The sequence below is a fragment of the Actinomadura terrae genome, from assembly GCF_022751215.1.
GTDB classification, from domain to species: domain Bacteria; phylum Actinomycetota; class Actinomycetes; order Streptosporangiales; family Streptosporangiaceae; genus Spirillospora; species Spirillospora terrae.
This window is the reverse complement of sequence record NZ_JAICDG010000009.1, coordinates 62334-83550: the sequence shown is the minus strand read 5'-3', so window position 1 is coordinate 83550 and position 21217 is coordinate 62334. Positions and strand designations below refer to the sequence as shown.

18 protein-coding genes and 1 pseudogene are annotated in these 21217 nt (G+C 70.9%); 6 read left to right on the top strand and 13 right to left on the bottom strand.

Annotated elements, in window-relative coordinates; translation table 11 throughout:
- Positions 1-8: 8 nt before the first annotated feature.
- Positions 9-629: an aspartate/glutamate racemase family protein gene (locus K2F47_RS38300; protein ID WP_242911155.1), complete on the bottom strand. Its 621-nt coding sequence runs from the start codon at positions 627-629 to the stop codon at positions 9-11.
- Positions 630-1001: 372 nt separating this feature from the next.
- Complete coding sequence (locus K2F47_RS38295; RefSeq protein ID WP_242911154.1) at positions 1002-1832, bottom strand: metallophosphoesterase; 831 nt, start codon at positions 1830-1832, stop codon at positions 1002-1004.
- A 150-nt stretch (positions 1833-1982) separates the two neighbouring features.
- Here K2F47_RS38295 and bioB point away from each other — a divergent pair.
- Positions 1983-2990, top strand: a pseudogene (gene bioB, locus K2F47_RS38290) (biotin synthase BioB); the annotation flags it as partial.
- Positions 2991-4497: 1507 nt separating this feature from the next.
- Entirely contained in the window at positions 4498-5742 is a 1245-nt protein-coding gene (locus tag K2F47_RS38285; RefSeq protein WP_242911153.1) for an HNH endonuclease signature motif containing protein, read from the top strand.
- Between the two features lie 598 nt (positions 5743-6340).
- On the opposite strand, the gene K2F47_RS38280 is transcribed toward K2F47_RS38285, so the two are convergent.
- From K2F47_RS38280 to K2F47_RS38260, 5 genes are all read right to left on the bottom strand, one after another.
- A complete protein-coding gene (locus K2F47_RS38280; protein WP_242911152.1) occupies positions 6341-6508 on the bottom strand; it encodes a hypothetical protein in 168 nt (55 codons plus the stop codon).
- Positions 6509-6540: 32 nt separating this feature from the next.
- A complete protein-coding gene (locus K2F47_RS38275; RefSeq protein ID WP_242911151.1) occupies positions 6541-6999 on the bottom strand; it encodes a hypothetical protein in 459 nt (152 codons plus the stop codon).
- A gap of 1300 nt (positions 7000-8299) precedes the next feature.
- The gene (locus K2F47_RS38270; protein WP_242911150.1) at positions 8300-9673 is read right to left on the bottom strand and encodes a carotenoid oxygenase family protein; all 1374 of its coding nucleotides are present in this window, start codon (positions 9671-9673) and stop codon (positions 8300-8302) included.
- A 413-nt stretch (positions 9674-10086) separates the two neighbouring features.
- Positions 10087-10788 carry a permease prefix domain 1-containing protein gene (locus tag K2F47_RS38265; protein ID WP_242911149.1) on the bottom strand — a complete coding sequence of 234 codons (702 nt, stop codon included), beginning with the start codon at positions 10786-10788 and terminating at the stop codon, positions 10087-10089.
- Positions 10785-11108 carry a PadR family transcriptional regulator gene (locus K2F47_RS38260; RefSeq protein ID WP_242911148.1) on the bottom strand — a complete coding sequence of 108 codons (324 nt, stop codon included), beginning with the start codon at positions 11106-11108 and terminating at the stop codon, positions 10785-10787. Before K2F47_RS38260 ends, K2F47_RS38265 begins: the two co-directional genes overlap by 4 nt.
- A gap of 72 nt (positions 11109-11180) precedes the next feature.
- On the opposite strand from K2F47_RS38260, the gene K2F47_RS38255 reads away from it, so the two are divergent.
- Together K2F47_RS38255 and K2F47_RS38250 are read left to right on the top strand one after the other, a co-directional pair.
- Positions 11181-11615 (top strand): hypothetical protein, encoded by a 435-nt coding sequence (locus K2F47_RS38255; protein ID WP_242911147.1) that lies wholly within the window; start codon positions 11181-11183, stop codon positions 11613-11615.
- The gene (locus K2F47_RS38250; RefSeq protein WP_242911146.1) at positions 11612-11908 is read left to right on the top strand and encodes a DUF3817 domain-containing protein; all 297 of its coding nucleotides are present in this window, start codon (positions 11612-11614) and stop codon (positions 11906-11908) included. Before K2F47_RS38255 ends, K2F47_RS38250 begins: the two co-directional genes overlap by 4 nt.
- On the opposite strand, the gene K2F47_RS38245 is transcribed toward K2F47_RS38250, so the two are convergent.
- Complete coding sequence (locus tag K2F47_RS38245; RefSeq protein WP_242911145.1) at positions 11896-12378, bottom strand: MarR family winged helix-turn-helix transcriptional regulator; 483 nt, start codon at positions 12376-12378, stop codon at positions 11896-11898. The genes K2F47_RS38250 and K2F47_RS38245 overlap by 13 nt on opposite strands.
- Positions 12379-12467: 89 nt before the next feature.
- On the opposite strand from K2F47_RS38245, the gene K2F47_RS38240 reads away from it, so the two are divergent.
- Positions 12468-13955: an MDR family MFS transporter gene (locus tag K2F47_RS38240; protein WP_242911144.1), complete on the top strand. Its 1488-nt coding sequence runs from the start codon at positions 12468-12470 to the stop codon at positions 13953-13955.
- 62 nt (positions 13956-14017) lie between these two features.
- Here the strand turns inward: K2F47_RS38240 and K2F47_RS38235 are convergent, their stop codons facing one another.
- From K2F47_RS38235 to K2F47_RS41625, 4 genes are all read right to left on the bottom strand, one after another.
- On the bottom strand, positions 14018-14785 hold the full coding sequence (locus K2F47_RS38235) for an ABC transporter permease (protein ID WP_242911143.1): 768 nt from the start codon (positions 14783-14785) through the stop codon (positions 14018-14020).
- Entirely contained in the window at positions 14782-15708 is a 927-nt protein-coding gene (locus tag K2F47_RS38230; protein ID WP_242911142.1) for an ABC transporter ATP-binding protein, read from the bottom strand. Before K2F47_RS38230 ends, K2F47_RS38235 begins: the two co-directional genes overlap by 4 nt.
- Before the next feature lie 356 nt (positions 15709-16064).
- Entirely contained in the window at positions 16065-16739 is a 675-nt protein-coding gene (locus tag K2F47_RS38225) for a response regulator transcription factor (protein ID WP_242911141.1), read from the bottom strand.
- Positions 16740-16855: 116 nt separating this feature from the next.
- A complete protein-coding gene (locus K2F47_RS41625; protein WP_242911140.1) occupies positions 16856-18037 on the bottom strand; it encodes a sensor histidine kinase in 1182 nt (393 codons plus the stop codon).
- A 207-nt stretch (positions 18038-18244) separates the two neighbouring features.
- Between K2F47_RS41625 and K2F47_RS38215 the strand changes: the two genes are divergently transcribed.
- Positions 18245-19873, top strand: a complete 1629-nt coding sequence (locus K2F47_RS38215; RefSeq protein WP_242911139.1) for an alpha/beta hydrolase — start codon at positions 18245-18247, stop codon at positions 19871-19873.
- 106 nt (positions 19874-19979) lie between these two features.
- Here the strand turns inward: K2F47_RS38215 and K2F47_RS38210 are convergent, their stop codons facing one another.
- Entirely contained in the window at positions 19980-21197 is a 1218-nt protein-coding gene (locus tag K2F47_RS38210) for a L,D-transpeptidase (protein ID WP_242911138.1), read from the bottom strand.
- Between the last annotated feature and the right edge of the window lie 20 nt (positions 21198-21217).

Genomic DNA, 21217 nt, shown 5'->3' with positions numbered 1-21217 from the left:
AGACGACTTCAGGAGCCGACAGGACCGCCGCGCCAGGACGGCAAGGCGCGGCGGTCCGCGGCCACCTCGAACGCCGCGTGCGCCAGCAGACGTGTCGAGTCGAGCACCGGCAGCGGGGACTCGTCCGGCCTCACCAGCAGCGGGATCTCCGTGCACACGAGCGCGACCGCGTCACAACCGCTTTCCGCGAACCTCTTGATGATCCGGACGAATTCGCGTCGTGAATCCGCGCCGAACACCCCGTTCACTAGCTCGGCGAAAATGATTTCGTTGACGGTTTCGCGATCGGCGGCCTCCGGGAACTCGCATCCGATGCCGCGCGCCGCCAGTTCTCGGGGATAGACCGGGCCGTCCATGGTGTACCGCGTGCCGAGAACGCCGACGCGCGTCCGCTTGTCGCGGGCCGCCCGGTCGGCGACCACCTCGGCGATGTGCAGGCCGGGTAGGGCCAGGTCGTCACCGGGACGTTCGAGCGCCATATGTGCGGTGTTGTCCGGACAGACGAAGAAGTCCGCACCCGCCGCGGCGAGCCGCCGCACGCTCTCGCCCAGTGTCCGCCGGATCGGGTCATGGTCGCCCGCGTCCCAGTCGGGCATGCTGCGCGCCATCGCGATCACGTCGAGCGTCACGTCCGGATGCTCGTCCGGACCCAGCTCGCGGAAGCCCTCCTGGCAGAACGCCCGGAAACACAGCGCGGCACCCTCGACGCTGTGCCCGAGTATCCCGAGATGCCTCACATCACCACCTCCGCCGTCCCACCGTACGCATGATCGTGCCGCCTACGTGAGGGCGCTGCCAACGACGTCAAGGGCACTGCCGACGACGTCGTGAGGTGCCGCCGCCGAGGGCAAGGGCACAGCCGACAACGGCAAGGGTGCCGCCGCCCCGCCGCCCCGCCGCCAAGGGAGCGCCGACGGCAAGGGTGCTGCCGACGACCGCAAGGCGGCTACCCGCGATGAGAAGGCCGCTTACCGCGGTGAGTCGGATATCGCCCTCGTGGGTCAGACGGTCCGGTAGTGCGTGGTCAACCGTCGATCATCGTGCAGGACGTGCAGAGCGTAGCCCGGGGGCGCCTCAAGATCGACAATGCCCTCCTCGCCCGGCAACCGAAGGGTAGACACCACACCCGGCGCGACGAGCAGAGGCCGTCCGGCGAACGTGGTCACCGCGGACGTGTGCGCATGCCCGCACAGGACGGCCACGACCTGCGGGTGCCGAGCGAGGACATCGGCCAACCTATCCTCGCCGAACTGCCGGATCGCGTCCACATACGGAATATGCAGCGGGACGGGCGGGTGGTGGAAACAGACGAATGCCGGTGCGCCGGGCCGTTCGCCGAGCGTCGCGTCCAACCAGGCCAGCGTCTCCTCGTCCAGGAAACCGTGATCCTCCCCGGGGACCGTCGAATCGCACATCGCGAACACCACCCCGGCGACCTCATGCACACGGTTGACCGGCCCGATCTCCGAGACGCCGTTCGCCCCACGGCCCGGCCCGCCGCCCAGGTCACCGCCTCGGCCGCCGCGAGCGTCGTCGCCCTGGTCGCCCCGGTCGTCGTCCTGGTCGTCCTTTAGTGATTCTCTCAGCAGCACCTCCCGATACGGGCGCCGCCGGTCGTGGTTGCCGGGGCATGTCAGTATCGGGAGCGACGATTTCAGCACCTCGCGGGCCTGCTCGTACTCCGTCGGCTCGCCGTGGTCGGCAATGTCCCCGGTCAGCAGAATGGCGTCGAGCGGCAGAGTGTCCAAGTGCGTCATGACGCGCCGGGCACGCTCGTCCGCGCGCTCCTCGCCGTCCAGATGGATGTCGCTGAGCTGGGCGTAAACAATCATGTCGCGAACCTAGGCCGCGCCGAGGCACACCTGAAGGTCCACTCCTGGAGGAAAACCACGGGCCACTTCTGGTGTCTACAAAGCCGTCCGCCGGGGTTTGTGGGCCCTACGCCTTGGCCCGGTGCCCGGCCGAGGCGAGGATCATTCACCATGAGCCTTCTTGAGACGATGGCCGACAAGGGACTGCGGCGCGAACCGCCGACGCGTGCGGAGGCGCTGGCGGTACTGGCGACCTCCGACGATGACCTGCTCGACGTGGTGGCCGCCGCGGGCCGCGTCCGGCGCCACTGGTTCGGGCGTCGCGTCAAGCTCAACTATCTGGTCAATCTGAAGTCCGGGCTGTGCCCCGAGGACTGCACCTACTGTTCACAGCGGCTCGGCTCCAAGGCCGACATTCTCACCTACACCTGGTTGAAGCCCGAAGAGGCCGCCGACGCCGCCGCGGCCGGGATGGCGGCGGGCGCCAAGCGCGTCTGCCTCGTCGCCAGCGGACGCGGCCCGACCGACCGCGACGTCGGTCGCGTCGCCGACACCATCGCCGCCATCAAGGATCGCAAGCCGGACGTCGAGATTTGCGCATGCCTCGGCTTCCTCAGCGAAGGCCAGGGGGAGCGGCTGCGCGACGCGGGCGCCCACGCCTACAACCACAACCTGAACACCTCCGAGGGCCAGTACACCGACATCTGCACCACGCACGACTTCAGCGACCGCGCCGACACGGTCCAGCGGGCGCGGGACGCAGGTTTGTCGCCCTGCTCGGGACTCATCGCCGGCATGGGCGAGACCGACGAGGACCTGGTGGACGTCGCGTTCGCTCTCCGCGGCCTGGACGTCGACTCCGTCCCCGTCAACTTCCTCATCCCGTTCGAGGGGACCCCGCTGGCCGGACAGTGGTCGCTGACGCCGCAACGCTGCCTGCGCATCCTCGCGATGGTCCGGTTCGTCTGCCCGGACGTGGAGGTGCGGCTCTCCGGCGGCCGGGAGATCCACCTGCGCAGCCTGCAACCGCTCGCCCTGCACATCGTCAACTCGATCTTCCTCGGCGACTACCTCACCAGCGAGGGACAGGCCGGGAAGACCGACCTCGAAATGATCGCCGACGCGGGCTTCGAGGTGGAGGGCTCGGACGTCCCCACCATGCCCGGACACCGCCGCGAGACCTCCGCCGAACCGGCGTCCTCCGCCGCGTCTGGTGTCGCCGCGACGCAGTCCGACGTGCCTGGTGTGGCTGCGACGCCGTCCGACGCGTCTGGGGTCGCTGTGACGCCCTCCGATGCGTCGGTGGCGGCGGCAGTGGCTTCTGATGCAGCGTCCGAGTCCGGTGGTGGGTCGCCGGTGTCAGGCGGCGCTTCCGTGGTCGGTGCAGTGGCCGGTGCGGCACTGGCCTCCGGCGTTGGCGCGGCATCGGCCACCGGTGCCGGTGTGGGATCGGCTTCTAGCGCTGAGTCTGCATCCAGAGTTGTGCCCGGTGCTGGCGAGGAGCCGGTATCGGACGCCGAGACCGTGCGCGATGCCGAGCCGGCTCCGGTCAGCCACGCCAACCTGGTCGCCGTGCGCCGTCGCGGCGCCGGAACCGACCTACCTCCGAACGCCTAACCCTGTCTGCGAAGTCCTGAGAGCCCCGGGCCGGATGTATCTCCCGCCCGGGGCCGTCTCCTCCATATCGCCGCCATCTTCAGAACGGTCGGCTGTGCGCATCGCCGACCACGTGCGCGGTCAAGTTCGGCGACGGCACGGAAGGCTCGTTGTGTCGCTTTTAGCGAATTCCATTGGGTAGTGGTTGTCGACCTGTATCTCATGGTTGCTTGGCTGGAAGAGCATCGTCATCACTACACATGGCGTGCACCCGCTCCTTACGCTTAACTTCGCACTCGATCCAAGCCGCTCCCGTCTGGCCGAGTAGAGCATTGCTTCCCCTACGTGCTGTCGTCTGGTCGCCCTGTAATTCCCTGTAGCAGGTGATGGTGACCGCGCGCGTGAAGAGGTGGCCTCGGTGTTTGTCGCCGATGGCCGCCCAGTAGCTTCTCCGGGGTGTTTGTGAACAGCGGCGGCGCTGGCCGCGGTATTCGCCTGGCTGTGTGACGCGAGGAATGGTTCCGCGTGGATCTTGACCGGACGGCGGCAGCGACAGCGTGGCCCGAGGCGCCTCGGGCTCTGTCGCATGGCTTGATGTGGCTCCCGCTGTGCTGGGGACTCGTCGAGGTGCTTCAGCGTGCCTGCGACGTCCAATGGAATAATGCGTATTCGTCATTCTGAAGAGTGCGGTGGTGGCGGCGCTGCGTACGGGGCCGCCCCTCCAAAGTCAAGGGCGCTTCGCGTCGCTTCGCGATGGGACTTCGTCCCACCCTTGACTTTGGAGCCTCTGCGGCCCCTGGGTGCAGCTTTCGTCGGGCAGGCTCCGCCTGCCCCCTGCCCGACGCGCCCCCACCACCGCCCTGTACCGAACCGCGTTGAGCCCACCTTCACCTCATAGCTGCTCATGGGTGCCGTCCATCGCGGGGTGAATCCTTCGATTCTGTGTGCTCGGCAGGTGGCGCAAATGCAGCCAAGTCAGACTAAATCGGAAATGAGCTTACCTTGACGGCAGATGTTTGGCTCCTCGTGGTGAGGCTAATCGCCACTGGATCTCGAAAGTAGAACAGGTGGAGTTCGATAGAATCAATGTATGCGTTCGATAATGATCGACCTCGATGAGGCGTCCACCATGGAGTTGGTGGACGTCGCAGCTGCGGTCGCGGCCGAACTGGCCCACCGGACGCCACCAGAATCCCCGGCGGCATGTCTGGACCTCACCCGCACCCTGGCCGCCGCAGTCGACCAGCAGGAAAGTTGTCTGGCCGGGTTGATCGGCGTGGTCGACGCCGCCGGTGAAGTCCAGCGTTGGGGCTTGCCGTCCACCCGCGCTTGGCTGCGCTCAGAGCTGGGCCTGCGCGACCAGCGTGCCACCGAACGTCTCATCCTGGCGCGTCAGCGGCATCGGTTGCCCCAGGTCGCCAAGCGGTGGGCGGCCGGAGAGCTGTCGCAGGGATATGCCGCCACCATCGCCGCCGCTGCCACCCGCTTGGACGATGACGACTGCGCCACCGCCGAGAACCTTCTCCTCGACATGGTCGACCAAGGCTTCTCGGCCGGGACGGTGGCTGCGTTCGGCAAGCGGATCAGTGAGGTGATCGCCGAACGCGACGACACCGAGAACCCCGACGCCGATACCCGTCACGGATACACCCGCTCTTGGCTCACCTCCACACGCTCCCTGGACGGCGGCCGCTACCTCAAGGGCTGGCTCAACGCCGAGGACGCCGCGATCTTCGACGGAACCCTCGCGGCACTCGCGAAACCCGCCGGAGCCGAGGACCAGCGTGACCTGCCCGAACGCACGGCAGCGGCTCTGACTTCGGTGCTGGCAGGCGGGCACGCCGCCACCAAAGTGACGGTGATCTGCGACCTGGACACCCTCACCGGCACCGATACCCCCGCCCGCCTGACGGACGGCACCCCCATCCCCGCCGAACAGGCCCGCCGAATCGCCCTCAACGCCGGAGTTTCCCCACTACTCCTGGCGAGCGGAAACACGCCTTTGTACCTCGGACATCGGGTCCGGTTCGCCACACCGGGGCAACGCCGCGTTCTGGAGACCCTGTATCCCACCTGTGCCGTCCAGGGATGCGAAGTCCCCGGCAGCCTGTGCGAGATCGACCACGTCAACGGCTGGGCCCTGGGTCAAAGTCCCACGGACATCGACCAACTCGCCCTGTGCTGCGGCTGGCACAACCGCTACAAACACACCAACGCCGAACACATCCGCATTAGCCGCACCACCACCGGACGCTACCTCTACCACCTCCACCCACCACCCAGGAGAAGATCGACCATCACCTCCGATCCATCTCTCTGGAGCGAAGCCGCCTAGTCCGTGTATCAGGAGCGTAGGGGGCTGTGACTTGCGCAGTCTGGCGTGGGCGTGGGCTGTTTCGGCGGTCCAGTGGGTGAGGACGTTGGCGAACTGGTCGGGTTCGGTGTCCGTGCTGACCTCGTCCCGGAGGTGGGCCGGGTCGCAAACTCGACCTCGTCTCGCGCGGGCGTTGCGGGCAGTGCGGGTGTCCTTGGCGGCGCGGTCAGCGGAATCGTCGCTGAGGGCTCCAGCGGGCTCACCGGCGGCGGGGTCGCGCCCGCAGTGCCAAACCCGGCGAGGGCACCCGCACCGTCAGCGTTGGCTCCGGCCTCGGCTCCTTCACCTTCGGCTGGCACGCGAACAGCGTCCCCATCACCTCAACGTCGAGCAGGGCTACCGACGCGAACCAGGTGGGGTCGCCCTCGTCGGACTCGATGATGACGAAAGTGTTGTCCGGGTCGGTCAGCTCGACAACCAGCCCGAAACTGGCGTCCTCGGACGGCTCGCTGATGCGCTCACCGTTCTCGTTTCGGCCTTCAACAGGATGTGGGTCTGCCCATCAGCCTGTCCCTCACCGCTATCGAGCCTCCCACCATCGGAGGTCGGTCCGCACAGGTCATAGCAACTTGTTGATCACGACGATCAAGTCAGTGCCCTCGAATCTGACGGCGAGCTGGTCGTACCTGCTCGCCACGCCCCAGTGATGTCCGAGCCGGTTGATGCCGCATTCGACGGCGAGCCGTGCCTTGTGTGCCGCCTCAGCCGAGTCAGAGTCCTGCTCCACCTGATCATCTGGTCGGTTTGTTCAAGGCTGGATCACTGGTTGGCGGTGATCGCGCCCGGTTGCCACCAGGTGAAGGAGTGGATGTAACCAATGCCGTCGCGCGTGGGACGGCGTCCATAGGTGAGCGCGATGATCCCATGGCCGTCACCGTCGGACACCGCCCGGTCACCGGAGCCCGGCCGGGAGGGGGCAGCGTTGCGTACCTCGCCTAGGAGCAGCCGGGCGGACGCGCGGAGCTCCAGCCGCAACTCGACCTGCCCTCGCCCACGTACGTTCGCCCGGGCGAGGACGTCGTGGACGAGCGTCGTCAGATGGTCGGTGAGATCGCCTGCGGCCGAGCCGACGCCCCAACTTTGCAGGGCGTGGTGGATCGCCTGGCGTGTGTGCTTGGTCATCGCTCGCCCGCTCGGCAGGCGCCATCGGCCGGTGTGCAGGGCCGGTGCGGGATCGGCGTCAACGTGGTCGGGCGTGGACAGGGTCACAGCGGCCATCCGTTCAAAGCGAGGCCCGGTCCGAGACGGGCCTCTCGGCCGATCCGCGGACCGTGTGCGATGTGGTCGTGTCGCCACTGTTTTGCCCGGTGTTGGCCTGGTCATGCGGCGAACTCACCCCGGACATGCGGCGCCGGGCAACCAATGCCGCCTGCACATCGTGGGCGCGGCCCCGCGTGGGGTGCTGGCCTGCGGGCGGTGCGAAGAGTAGCCGCTTGGTTGGTGATGTGGTTCGTGGGCGGTGGTCGGCACGGCTGGTCACCGAGGGCAAGGCTTGAATTGTGCGCGGGCCGACTGCTGGCTTCGGAGGTGGGCCGAAGAGTGACGCTGAGGGGTGCTGATGCTGTCCTGGAGGTTGAGCAGCGCCGCCAGCCTGGCGTAGCCAGTGGGCAGCGTCTCTTCCGGCAGGCGAGGTGGCGGAGCGCCTCGTGAGCGAGGAGACGCGGCCTTCTGGTGATCGGCTCGACGCAGGGGCTTGGCTCGTTGGGGGCAGGGCGGGGCGTCCGGCTGTTGCTGCTGGAGGGCGATGCCGGTTGGGTTTGGTCCAAGGGAGGACGAGGCGCGGGGGGATGAAGGCGTCGAACGCGTCGGCAGTCCTTCGTTGGCGGTACGGAAGGTCTGAGCCGAGGAAGGGTGGGCGCCCTCGCAGCACTGCCACTGGTCGGGGAATGGTGCCTAGGCGGGCGGTGACCTAGAGGAGTTCACAGGATCAGCTAGTGTGACGCCTCGTCGTGTGGGCGGGATGTGGCGTCTCGGTGCCGAGTGGTTCGTTCGACGAGCCGTTCAGGGCTAGTACGCCTTGGTCTTGGTAACTGTTTCGCGGGTTTCTGGGTTCGGCTAGGACGTTCCGGGCGATGGTCGTCGGCTGATGGTCAGCCGCTTCGAGCAGGTCCGCGACGAACTCATTTCCTCACTTGCCCTGGGGAGGCGGCTGAGGGCGAGTCTGGCCCCGGTGTTGAGGTGGCTGGTCGGACGAGTCAGAGACGGTGGCGGGGTGCGCGGGGCCGTCGTCGAGGGCGGGGCCTGGGCGGGCAGCGGGAGGGAAGGCGCGGGCAGGTTGGTGTCGGTCATGTGTGCCGGGAATTGCTGCCTGGAAACGAAGCTTTGAGTGCATCGGCGGGTTCGCTTCGCTCGGCCGCTAGGGGGTCGTCCTCGGGGCAATTTCCTATGTCCCCTGCCAGAGCGCCTAGGCAACTGCTCTGCGGTGTCTGGGATGAGGGGGTAGGGGGTGGCGGCCCCTCTGTTGTTGCGGCCATTGTTGATGGCCGTGGAGTCGCGCTGGTGGGTTTTCGGCGGTAGGTCAGGATTGGTCGCCGGGCGAGCCTATCCAGGAACCGTGGAAGCCCACCGGGACGCCTCGCGGGAGGTCTACGGTGGCGACCGGTTGGACGTCCGCCGCGTCCAGGACGAGGAGTTGGGAGGCGGCGCCGTCGCGGGTGGTAGCGATGGCCATCAGCCAGCCGTCGTCCTCGCCGCTCGGGTCGTTTCTGGGGACGAACACCGCTTCGCCGATCATGGTGTCCGGGCCCAGGTCGTGGGAGGTGGTGGCGCCCGTGGCGGTGTCGTACTTGACGATCGCGCAATCGTCGCGGCTGAGGGGTTCGGTGCCGGTGACGGCGTAGAGGTGGCGGGCGGGACGGCCGGTCCGCTCGTCGTTCAGGGTGGGGAACTCCACGGCTCGGTCGTCCAGGGGGCGTTCGGTGACGGTGCCGTTGTGGGGGTCGAGCGTCCAGCGGTGGAGGTGGGCGCGTCCGACCGGGGGAGCGTCCAGGGTCGGCATCACGGTTCGGGAGAGGACGTCCCACATGGCCGTGAATTCGGCGGGGGAGTAGCGGACGGCATCGAGGACGATCCGTCCGTCCTGCTCGTGGGCGTTGCCGACGTGGAAGATGAAGCAGGGGTCGATGTCGAACCACTGGACGGGCGCGTCCGGGACGTCGTGCCGCATGACGCCGAGCCGCGCGCCGTACGCGTCGTCCCAGCCGTAGGGGATGGCGTGGCCGACCAGGGCGCGCTGGAAGGTCATCGGCAGGTCGAGCCAGACGACGTGGTGCTCGGTGACGGCGAAGTCGTGCATCAGTGTCGGGCCCGGCACCTTGACCTCGCGGCTGTGGACGAGGTGTCCGGCCGCGTCGAGCCGGTGGTAGGTGAGGAACGGCGGGCGCATCCCGTAGCCGAAGAAGTGCAGGTCGCCGGTGGCCGGGTCCTGTTTGGGATGCGCGGTCATGGCGGTGGTGAGCGCGCCGCCGAAGTCGCAGGGGCCGACGGTGGACAGGTCGGGCCGGACCTCGTACGGCAGGCCTATCTCGACCAGCGTGAGGATTCGGTCGGCGTGGTGGATCACGTGCGTGTTGGCGGACGGCGCGGTGAGGTCGAACGTGCCGTCCGGGCGGACCAGCGACCGGCCCTCGAAGGCACCCGTCCGTACCCAGCGGTTGCGGTACCACTCGGCGCGGCCGTCGCGCAGGCGTACCCCGTGCAGCATGCCGGGACCCACCTGGAAGTGCTTGCTGGTCGTCCCGGGCAGGGCGTTGGGGCCGTTGCGGATGTAGCGGCCGTCCAGTTCGGGCGGCAGCGCGCCGGTGACGGGCAGGTCGTGGGCCTCGATCTCGTCCGGGACCGACCTGAGATAGCCGGGCAAGCCGAACTTCGCAACCGTTTTCGCGTCGATCACCGCAGACCCCCGTGCTCCGGTGGGACGGCGCCCCGCACGCCGTCGAGGGCACCCAGACTCCGCCTCCGCGTCGTGATTGTCATCCGGTTTTCGCGGCGCTCAGCGTTGGGAGGACTGGGTTCGGTGTCGGTCTGTTGTGTTGTGGCTGGTGGCAGGGGCCGGGGGCTGCCCTGGCAGGGTTCGGCCAATTCGGTGATGGCTCAGGGGTAGAGGCGGTGCCCCTTGGCGCGCTGGGTCTCTGCTGATGGCTTCTGTCGAGTCTGGCTGGGCTCCTTGCGAGCTAGGGCGCTTGTGTGGGGCTTTTTGCGGTGGAGGGCTGCCCGCCTTCAGGTCTTTTCGTGCCCGGACGCAGTCATTGCTGTCCGGCTGAAGCGTCCAGTGCGGCGATGGGCGAGGGCACCAACTGCGGTCGACTAGGCGCGTGCGCAGTGGCGGCAGGCTCGGGCGGCGGAGGTCACTCCGGCGTGGGACACGGCGGTGAGTCCGCCCGCGACCGCCATCATCGGCCAGTTCGCGGCCGGGGCGGCGGCGGTGAGCAGGGCCAGGGCGCCGATTCCCATGGCGACTCCGGCGGCGGTGCCGGTCCAGGCGACGGCGAGGGGCAGCCGCCGGGGCGTCGGCAGGCGGCGGGCCAGTGGGCCGGTCGCGGTCAGGGCGACGGTGGCTAGCAGCGCGGCGGCGGTCGCAACGCAGCCGAGGTGGACCGCCAGCAGCCGTAGCGGCCAGCCGCCGTCCGGGCCGGACGTCCAGGTCAGGAACCAGCAGGTGGCCAGGAACGGGACGGTGAGCGCCGCGACCCGGCCGGTGTGCCGGGCCTGGGCCAGAGTCAGTTCCCGCTGGCAGTTGGGAGCCAGCTCGTCGGCGGTTCCGAACTCCTGTATCGCGCTGTGCACGGCGTCCGGGTAGGGGACGCCCTCGCCGGTGTACGCGGCGGCCGTGTCGGTGAGGCCGTCGCGGATCTCCTCGATCATGCGGGACTTGAGGCGGGACGGGCCGCGCAGCGTGGCCGTCAGGGTCGCCGTGTAGTCCTCGATCGGGTCGCTCGTCTCGTCCGGGTCGGCTTCGTGGGCGCCGGGGGGCTGCGTGCTGTGCGTCATGTGGCGGGGGGCGGTCATGTCGCCGGGTTCAGGACGGAGCCGATCGCGGCCGTGAACTCGTTCCACGCCGTCCGCTCGGTGGCGAGGGCGCGGCGGCCCGCGTCGGTGAGCTCGTAGCGGCGGCGACGGCGTTCGCCGACCGCGTCCCAGCTGCTGCTCAGCAGGCCGAGCCGCTCCAGCCGTTGGAGGGCGGGGTAGATCGTGCCCGTGCGCAGCTCCAGCGCGCCGCCGCTGCGCCGCTGTACGGCGGTGATGATCGCGTAGCCGTGCAGGGGGCCGGGTTCGAGCACGGCCAGCAACAGCCCGTCCAGATGTCCTCGTACGGCGTCCGCTCTCATAGGTAGGCAGCCTACACAAGGTTCGAGTAGGCGTGGTATGTATTGGCAGCCAACACATATGGGGGTTCGCTGATGACCAAACTGCTGCTGTCGGTGCACGTCCTCGCGGCGATCCTGGCGGTCGGGCCGATCGCCGTCGCCGCCTCGCTCTTCCCGCGACTCGTCCGCACGACCGCGCCCGGGGAGGGGACGGCCGCGTTCCTGCACCGGATCTGCCGCGCCTACACCGCCGTCGGGGTCGCGGTCCCGGCCTTCGGGGTCGCGACCGGCGCGCGGCTCGGCGTCCTCGCCGACGCCTGGCTGATCACGTCGATCGTGCTGACCGTGATCGCGGCGAGCGTGCTCGGGCTGGCGATCCTGCCGGGGCAGCGGCGGCTGCTGGCCCTGGACGCGCCGGACTCCGGCGCGACGGTCCGGCTCGCCGTCGTCACCGGCGTGTTCAACCTGCTGTGGGCGATCGTCGTCGTGCTGATGATCGTCCGCCCCGGCTCGACGACGGGGGCGTGACCACCGTGCGCGCACTGCGGATCGCGGCCCTCGTCGAGGCCGCCTCGCTCGTCGTCCTGCTCGTCAACCTGGTCACCGTGCACGTGCGGGTGGTCAGCTCGCTCACCGGTCCGCTGCACGGGACGGCCTACCTGGCGGTCATCGTGCTCACGCTGATGGCACCGCCGCCGGGTGGTGGGCGGTGGTGGTCTTTGGTGCCGGGTATCGGGGGGCTCCTTGTCCTGCGCCAGTTCCCGGAGACCCGGGGGGAGGGGGAGGCGCCCGAGGCGGGGGGTGAGGGTCAACCCTCGTAGGTCTGGACGAAGCGGGCCAGCAGCCGGGCGAACTCGGACCGCTCCGCCTCCGTCCAGCCGGACATGGCCTTGGCGAAGTGCTCCTGGCGGGTGCGGCGCGTGGCCTCGACGACCGAGCGGCCCGCCGCGGTGAGTTCGAGGTGGATGCGGCGGCCGTCCTCCTGGGACGCGACGCGGCGGACGTAGCCGAGCTTGACGGCCTCGGCGACGATGCGGCTGCCGCGGGAGGCGTCGACGCCGAGCCGGGAGGCGACCAGGCCGACGCTCATCTCCTGGCAGGCGTCGTCGGGGCCCTCGTCGATGACGTCGACGACATGCAGGACCTGGACGTCCACCGGGAGGTTGTGCTCCCGGATCGCGGCCCTGCCGAGCCGCTGGCGGGACATGCCCCGGCGCAGCTTCACCATGCTCCGCTCGACGGTGTCGAGCGGCTCGGCGCTCCCGGGTACCTCGACCCCCTTCTCGTTCATGGCGGCCAGTTTAGCGGGCCGCTTGCGCATCTCATGTATGTGTCTTTAGCATCTACCTGTCTTTAGCAGGTAAGTGTGAGGAGCATGTGATGCGGGTGGGCGGGATGGGGCAGCGGGACCGGGTGGTGGTGTTCTGGGGGTTGATGCTCGCCGGGCTGATGTCCTCGCTGGACGCGACCGTGCTCGGGACCGCGCTGCCGACGATCGTGGGCGACCTCGGCGGGCGGGACGGGCTCGCCTGGGTGTCGACCGCCTATGTGCTGGCCATGAGCGTGGCCGTCCCCCTGTCGGGACGGCTCGGCGACCTGTTCGGGCGCAGGGTCGTGCTGCTGACCGGGCTGCTCGCGTTCCTCGCGGGCTCGGCGGCGTGCGGCGCGGCGCCGTCCATGGGGTGGCTGATCGCGTTCCGCGTCGTCCAGGGCGCGGGCGGCGGGTGCCTGATGAGCTCGATGTTCGCGCTGACGGGCGAGCTGTTCGAGCCCCGGGAGCGGGCCCGATACCAGGGCTACTCGGCGCTGATCTTCGCGGTGTCGAGCGTCGCGGGGCCGCTGGCGGGCGGGTTCCTCACCGACCACGCGTCCTGGCGGTGGGTGTTCTACGTGAACCTGCCGCTCGGCGTGGCGGCGCTCGCGACGACGCTGCTGTTCCTGCGGCTGCCCCGACCGGAGCGGACGCCGCGGATCGACTGGCTCGGGATCGTGCTGCTCGGCGCCGCCGTCACCTGTTTCACGCTGTTCACGAGCTGGGCCGGGACGCGGTACGCGTGGGGCTCACCGGTCGTCCTCGCGCTCGGGGCCGGGGCGGTGGGGCTGTTCGCGGCCTGGGTGCTCGCGGAGCGGCGGGCGGCCGAGCCGGTCATCCCGCCGAGGCTGTTCCGCGACCGGTCGTTCGCCGTGGCGTGCGTCGTCGCCGCCGTGGGCGGCGCGACGGGGTTCGGGCTGGCCACCTACCTGCCGATGTTCTTCCAGGTCGTCGGGGGAGCGGGGGCGACCGAGTCGGGGCTGTTGCTGCTGCCGATGATGCTCGGCCTGCTCGTCTCGTCGATGGCCGCCGGACGCTACATCGCCCGGACGGGCCGCTACCACCGGCTGCCCGCGGCGAGCATGATCGTCAGCGCGGCCGGCGTGGCGCTCCTGGCCACGATGGACACCGGTACCGGGCCGGTCGCCGCCGGGGTCTACATGGCGGTACTGGGGTTCGGCGCCGGACTGTCGCAGCAGGTCGTGCTGCTCGTCGCGCAGAACGCCGCGCCGCGCGCCGACCTGGGCGCGGCGAGCGCGGGCGTGTTCGCGACGCGGATGCTCGGGACGGCGGCGGGGATGGCCGTCTTCGGCGGGGTCGTGTCCAGCCGGTTCGGCGAGGAGATCGGCCGCTGGGTTCCGGACGGGAGCGCCCCGCCGTTCGAGGACGCCGTCCGGCCCGGGGTACTGGACACGCTCCCCGGGCCGGTGCGCGACGGCGTCGCCGAGGCGTTCGCGGGCGCCTTCTCCGACCTGTTCCTCACCGGGCTACCGCTGCTCGCCGTGGGCGCCGTCGCCGCGTTGATGCTCCGGGACGTTCCGCTCGCCCCTCGCTAGGGACGGACCCTGTGGGCGACTAGTCGGGCTTGCATTCGTTCGTCGTTGGTGACCGGCCGGGGCTACTTCACTTCTCGGCGGGTCAGGCGGACCACGCCGACAACCAGGGGGATCGCCAGCCACACCGTCACGGATGTGGCGACCCGGGCCCACGCGTTTCCGCTGACGTCCGGGTCCAGCAGGGCGATGAGGGTCTTGTTGGTGTCGAGCCAGCCCGCCGGGCCCCTGAGCTTGGCGACCATCTCGCCGAGCGTCGACCAGAGGGTCGGCAGCAGGAAGAACATGACGATCGCGAGCGGCGTGTTCATCAGGAGCGTTCCGAACGCCACGCCCATCGACACCCAGATCGCCGCCAGGAGCAGTGCGGTGCCGAGCAGGGACATCGGCATCGTCCACGACCCGGACGAGCGGTCGAGGACGGCCCCGGCGGCGCGTCCGATGAAGGAGAGCAGCACGCCCGCGCAGGCGAACACCGCGCCGAGCGCGACGCCGCCGAGCAGCTTGGCCGCGAGGACCCGGCCGCGCCCGGGGACGAGGGCGAACGTGGCGAGGGCCGTCCGCTGCGACCACTCGCTGGTCACCGACAGGATTCCGAGGACGGGCAGCAGCAGCGCCACGCCCGTCTGGGACGCGATGAACATCTCCGGGACGCCCTGCTCGTCCTTCGGCGCCGCGAACATCACCACCGGGATCATCGCGAGGGCGGCGACCCCGATGAGGATCAGCAGCCAGCGGCCCGCGCGGGTGTCGACCGTCTTGCGCAATTCCACGGCGGTCAGCCGGGCGAGGGACGGGCGCGCGGGCTCCAGCAGGGCGGCGACGGCGGTCACAGTGACGCTCCTTCGAGACCGTGGGGGGAGGGGACGGGCCTGCCCGGGGACGCGGTGAGGGACAGGAACAGCTCCTCCAGGCCGCCCCCGCCCGCCTCGCGGAGCTCCAGCAGCACGACACCGGCGGCCGCGGCGGCGCGGCCCACGGCCTCCGCCGGTGCCTCCACCAGGAACGCGCCGTCCACGTCCGGTCGCGGCTGGAGGCCGGCCCCCGCCAGCGCGGCCCCCAGCGCGCCCATGTCCGCGCCCCGGACGAGCGTCCGGCCGGGTGCGGCGAGCAGTTCCTCCTTGGTGCCCCGCGCGGCGATCCGCCCGTTCGCGATGACGACGAAGCGGTCCGCGACGGCCTCGACCTCGCGCAGCAGGTGGGAGGACAACAGGACGGTCCCGCCCCGATCGGCGAAGTCGCGCAGCAGCCCGCGCATCCAGAAGATGCCCTCCGGGTCCAGGCCGTTGGCGGGCTCGTCCAGGATCAGCACGCTCGGGTCGCCGACCAGCGCCTGCGCGATGCCGAGCCGCTGCCGCATGCCGAGGGAGTAACCCGCGACGCGGCGCCGCGCGGGACGGCCCGACAGCCCGACGAGGTCGAGCATCGCCCCGGCCCGGTCCCGTCCGACGCCGGTGAGCATGGCGGTGAGAGCGAGCGTCTCGCGGCCGGTGCGTCCCGCGTGCTGGGCGGCGGCGTCCAGCAGCACCCCGACATGGCGTCCGGGGTTCGCGATCCGGCTGTACGGGACGCCCTTCACCGTCGCCGTCCCGGACGACGGCGGGGTCAGCCCGCAGATCATCCGCATGGTGGTGGACTTCCCCGCGCCGTTCGGCCCGAGGAAACCGGTGACGGTGCCCGGCGCGCAGTGGAACGAGACGTCCTCCACGGCCGGGACGTCCCCGTAGCGCTTGGTCAGGCCCTCAACACTGATCATGCGTCCAGCCTCGTGGACGGCCCGGGGACGCGGCAGCGGCCTAAGGTCCACGGCTCGGCCTACCGAAGTCGGTGCCCGCCGAGCCGTCCGGCTGGCTGCAATGGCCGCATGGCCAGCCGTGATAGCCGGTCGGACGGGCGTGGCAGGAGTTCGACCGTCTGGGGTGGCCGCGCGGACTGGGGTGGTGGCCGGTCGGCCGTCCATGGCGGCCGGGCAGCCGTGGGTGGCGGCCGGGCGGCCCTCCCAGGCAGCTAGTCGGCCGTCTGTGGTGGCCGGTCGGACGGGGGTGGTGGCTGGTTGGCTGTCCAAGGCAGCCGGGCGGCCGTTCGTGGCGGCGGCCGGGTCGGTTGGGCGGCTCAGCCGGCGGGGTTGGTGATGCCCGCGTCGTGGACGAGGAGCGCGATCTGCACCCGGTTGTTCAGCTCCAGCTTGGTCAGCAGCCGCGACACGTACGCCTTCACGGTCGCGACGCTCAGCGACAGCTCGCGGCCGATCTCGCTGTTGGTGCGGCCCTGGCCGACCAGGGCCGCGACGGCGCGTTCGCCCTCGCTGAGTCGGGCGAGCAGCTCGCGGGCCCGGTCGCGGCGCGGGTCGACGCCCGAGTCCGCGACGTAGGACATCATCTTGCGCATCACCGCCGGCGACACCATCGGCTCGCCCGCCGCCACCTGCCGGATGGCCCGGACGATCTCGGGCGGCGGGGTGTGCTTGAGCAGGAACCCGCTCGCCCCGGCGCGCATCGCCCGCAGGATGTGGTCGTCGGTGTCGAACGTCGTCAGGATGATGATCTCGGGTGGCTCGCGGCGGGAGCGCAGCAGTTCGGTGGCGGCGAGGCCGTCCAGCCGGGGCATCCGGATATCCATCAGGACGACGTCGGGCCGGTGCTCGTTCACCGCCGGCACGACCTCCGCGCCGTCGGCGACGTCCCCCACCACCTCAAGGTCGTCGGCGCTCGCCAGCATCATCGACAGCCCCGCCCGGACGAGCGCGTCGTCGTCCACGATGAGCACGCGGATGGGTGGTGAGTCCATCCCGCCACTCTACGGGGCGGCGCTCCACGGACCGACCGGATCGGCCGTTATGGCGGGGTGCCGGAACGGATGCCGGGGCGCCGCCGCCGGGTCAGGCCGGGGGGAGGTTGGCGGGGTCAGGTGGGGAGGGGGAGGTGGGCGCGGAGCCGGAAGCGGCCGTCGTCTGTGCGGCCGTGCTCCAGCGTCCCGCCGAGTGTGTGGACCCGCTCGCCCAGGCCGACCAGCCCGGCCCCGGCGCCGGGCAGCGGGTTCGGGGGCGGGCCCGGCGGCAGCGGGTTGAGGATCTCGATGGCCAGCGCCGTTCCGTCGGGGACGTCCAGCCAGACGCGCACGTGGGCGCCGGGCGCGTGCTTGCGGGCGTTGGTCAGCCCCTCCTGGACGATCCGGTAGGCGTGCCTGCCCACCCGCGCCGGGACGGCTGCCGGGTCGGGGACGCGGTCGTCCAGTGTGACGTGGGCACCGGCAAGCCGCGACTCCTCGACCAGCGCCGCGACGTCCTTCAGCGTGGGCTGCGGACGCTCGGGGCCGGGGCTGGGGTCGGCGTCGCCCGCCCCGGCCGTCCCGGCGCCGTCGCGCAGGACGCCGATCACCTCCCGCAGGTCCTCCATCGCCTCGTAGGCGCTGCGCCGGATGATCCCGGCGGCCTCGCGCTGGTCGGTGGGCGCGTCCGGGCGGAACTCCAGCGCGCCCGCGTGCACCGCCAGCAGGGAGATCCGGTGGGCGAGGACGTCGTGCATCTCGCGGGCGATCCGCTCGCGCTCCAGCAGCCGGGCCTCCTCGACGCGCAGCCGCTGCTCGGACTCGGCGACGCGGGCGCGCTCCTTCAGCGAGGCGATGAGCATCCGCCGGGACCGGACGAGCATGCCGGTGCTCACCAGCATCGCGTACATCAGCCCGAAGACGATGAGTCCCTCGCGGAAGTCCGGCCCCGACAACGGCGCGACCCAGAACTCCGCGACGATCACGGCCATGTTCAGCACGCCGAGGTACAGGCTCGTCCGCCACGGGCGGAGCATCGCGACCGAGAACAGCGCGACGGCGGCGGTGCCGAGCACGGTCGAGGCCGTGAGCTGCGCGAAGGCCATGACGAGCATGACGGCGACCGGGTACCGGCGGCGCCACAGCAGCAGGACGGTCCAGGTGGCCGCGCCGACCGTCACGTCCCAGGCGACCGAGATGTCCTCGCCCTGGGGGAGGTCCTCCCGCGACGCCTGGAGCATGAGCAGGCCGAGCAGCACCGCCGCCGCGGTGACGCCCACGTCACCGAGCCAGTCCCGCCATGATCGCCGGAGGTCCACCGTTCAACGCTACCGACATCGCGCACGTCCGGCAGCGGACGTGGGTCGCCGCCGCCTCGACTTTGGTCGCCCCCACCTCGGCCGTCCCCGCCTGGCCGCCCTCGTACAGGGGGCCAGCCCCCGTATGCCGCCTCCAGCCTGCCCCACCTCATATCTGGGTGAGCGCGGGACTGTGTCCGCGGGTCGCGGAACTTAGCGTTGGCGAACATGAAACAGGAGGATGTGAGAGAAAGCAGACCCAGGCGGCGCGGCTCCGGCAGGCGGGCCGTCGCGGTGCTCGCCACGGGCGCCGCGATCGCGGGCGCTGCCGCCATCCCGGCACCGGCGCGGGCGGACGTGCGGGCCCCGGCGGGCGTGCCAGCGCCGGCGGATGCGCGGGTGCCTGGGGCGCATTCGGGCGGAGGGCTCGCGCGCTTCTACGCGCAGGAGCTCCGCTGGAAGGCGTGCACGCTCGGCCCGGACGACCAGGTCGGCAAGGAGCTGGACAAGGCGGGCGCGCGGTGCGCGGACGTGACCGTCCCGCTCGACTACGCCGAGCCCGGCGGGCGCACGATCGAGATCGCGATCTCCCGGCTCCCCGCGACCGACCGCGCGCACCGGATCGGCACGATGATCCTCAACGGCGGCGGCCCCGGACCCGCCCTCGACATGCCGCCCTACATGCGCGGCGTCATGGGCGAGGCCGGGCCGCGCTACGACCTGGTCGGCATGGACCCCCGCGCGCTCGGACGCAGCGCGCGGGTCGACTGCGGCTGGCCCAGCGGCACCTGGATCACGTCGGCGGGGGAGAGCCGGGCCTCCTTCGACCGCACCGTCGCGTTCGCCAAGGACCTCGCCGGACGCTGCGCCCGCACCAGCGCCGACGTCCTGCCGCATATCAGCACCCGCAACATCGCCCGCGACATGGACATCGTCCGCGGCGCGCTCGGCGAGCGGAAGGTGTCCTACAACGGCGCGTCCTACGGCACCTACCTCGGCTCGGTGTACGCGACGATGTTCCCCGGACGGCTCGACCGCGCCGTCCTGGACAGCTCCGTCAACCCGGAGACCTGGGGTCCCCGCCTGCTCGGCGGCACCGAGGTCGCCAACGACCACGCCCTCGACGGCTGGGCGGACTGGACCGCGAAGCGGAACGCGACCTACGGGCTCGGCGGGACCCGCGCCGAGGTGCTCGGCACCGTCCGCGAGATCATCCGGGCGTCCGCGCGCGAGCCGCTGCACGTGGGCCGGTTCAAGGTCGACGACGGGTCGGTCCCGCTCATCCTGTTCAACAACCTCGGCACGGACGAGGAGCAGGCCCGGGCCGAGTTCGCCACGTCCGTCCAGGTGCTGAAGAAGGCGGCCGAGCAGGGGTCCGCCGAGCCCACCAAGGCGCTGGAGGAGGAGCTGACCTTCATGCTGACCGGCGCCGAGTCCGCCTACGGCAGCGGGCAGAGCGCGATCGTCTGCGGCGACGGCGCGGCGTCCCGCGACCCGGAGGCGTACTGGCGCGAGATCCAGCGGAACCGCCCCGGCAGCCCCGTGTTCGCGCCGCTCACCCACAACATCAACCCGTGCGCGTTCTGGCCGGTGCGGCCCGCCGAGCGGCCCACGGAGGTCGGCGGGCACGTCCCCCTGCTGATGGTCGCCGCGACCGGTGACACCCGCACCGACTATCCGTCCAACCTCGCCCTGCACCGCCTGCTGGACGGCTCCCGCATGATCACCCTGCCCGCCGACGTCCACGCGCCCTACCAGCGCGGCTACCCGAACACGTGCGTGAACCAGAAGGTCAACGCCTACCTGGCGACCGGGCACCTGCCCGCGCGCGACGAGACCTGCCCGCCTGAGTCCTGACGGACGAGCCCGACGTGAGGCCGGTGTGACGCCGACGTGAGGTCGGTGTGCCGCGAGGGCGGTGTCCTGTTGGGGGACGCCGCCCTCGCATGTGCGCGGGCGGCCGTCAGGTCAGGGGCTTGCCGGTGACGGGGGCGCCGAGGGCGCTGCCCTGGACCCAGGAGTCCCAGGACTTCGCCCACGGCGTCGGGCCGTTGCCGAACTGGAGCCGCCGCGTCGTCCCGGTGACCTTGATGATGTCGCCGCGGTTGGTGAAGTCGAAGAACCACTTCGCGTCGCCGGGGGCGGCGTTCACGCAGCCGTGGCTGACGTTGTCGTTGCCCTGCGAGTCGGTCGACCACGGCGCCGAGTGCACGAACGTCCCGCTGTAGGTCATCCGGACGTTCCACTTGGTCGGGATGCGGTACTCGCCGGGGTCGCCCGTCGTCGCGGAGTCCATGACCATGTGCGCCGACTTCTCCTGGGCGATCATGGTGCCGCTGTAGCTGTCGTGGCCCGGCTTGCCGAGGCTGACCTTCATCGAGCGGACGGTGGCGCCGCCGTTGGTCACGGTCGCGCGGTGCCGCTTGGCGTCGATGGTCGTGATGTGGCTCGGGCCGACGGTGAAGTTCAGCGTCCGGTCCTTCATGCCGTACATGTCGGCGCCCACCTTGAGGCCCGCGAAATGCGCGATGACCCGCACCTTCTCACCGGACGGCCAGTACTCGCGGGGCCGGAAGTCGACCTCCCGGTCGCTGATCCAGTACCAGGCGCCCTCCACCGGCCTGGACATCCGCACCTCGAGGGCCTTCTCGATCGTGGACCTGCCCTGCTTGGTCGCCACCGGCTTGGACAGCAGCACCTGCACCGGCATCCCGACGCCGACGGTCTCGCCCTCCAGCGGCGACATGCCCGTCTCCAGCTTCCTGGCCGGGGTCAACGTGGTGAAGGTGGAGGTCGCGGTGACCTGCTTGCCGTCGTCGCCGCTGCCGCGCGCCGTCACCGTGTACGTCGTGGCCGGGCGCAGGTTCGACGCCGACCGCCAGGACCGGCCGTCCGGCGCGAGCGTGCCCGCGGCCTTCCCGTTCTTGCCGTAGGTGAGGGCGACGTCGGTCAGCTTGCCCTTGTCGGCCGTGACGGTGACGGGCTGCTCCGGCTTGACCTGCCTGGTCCCGGTGACGGGCGCGATGGCGAACCGCGCGGCGGCCGGTGCGGCGCCGCCCGCCTTCCCGGCGTCCTTGCCGCCGCCGTCTCCGCCGCCGTCACCGGACGAGCATCCGGCGGTGGCGAGCGCCACCGCCGCGACGGCCGCGACGATCGCCGATCCTGCCCGGGTCTTGAGCACCTCGGAACTCCTCATCGCTC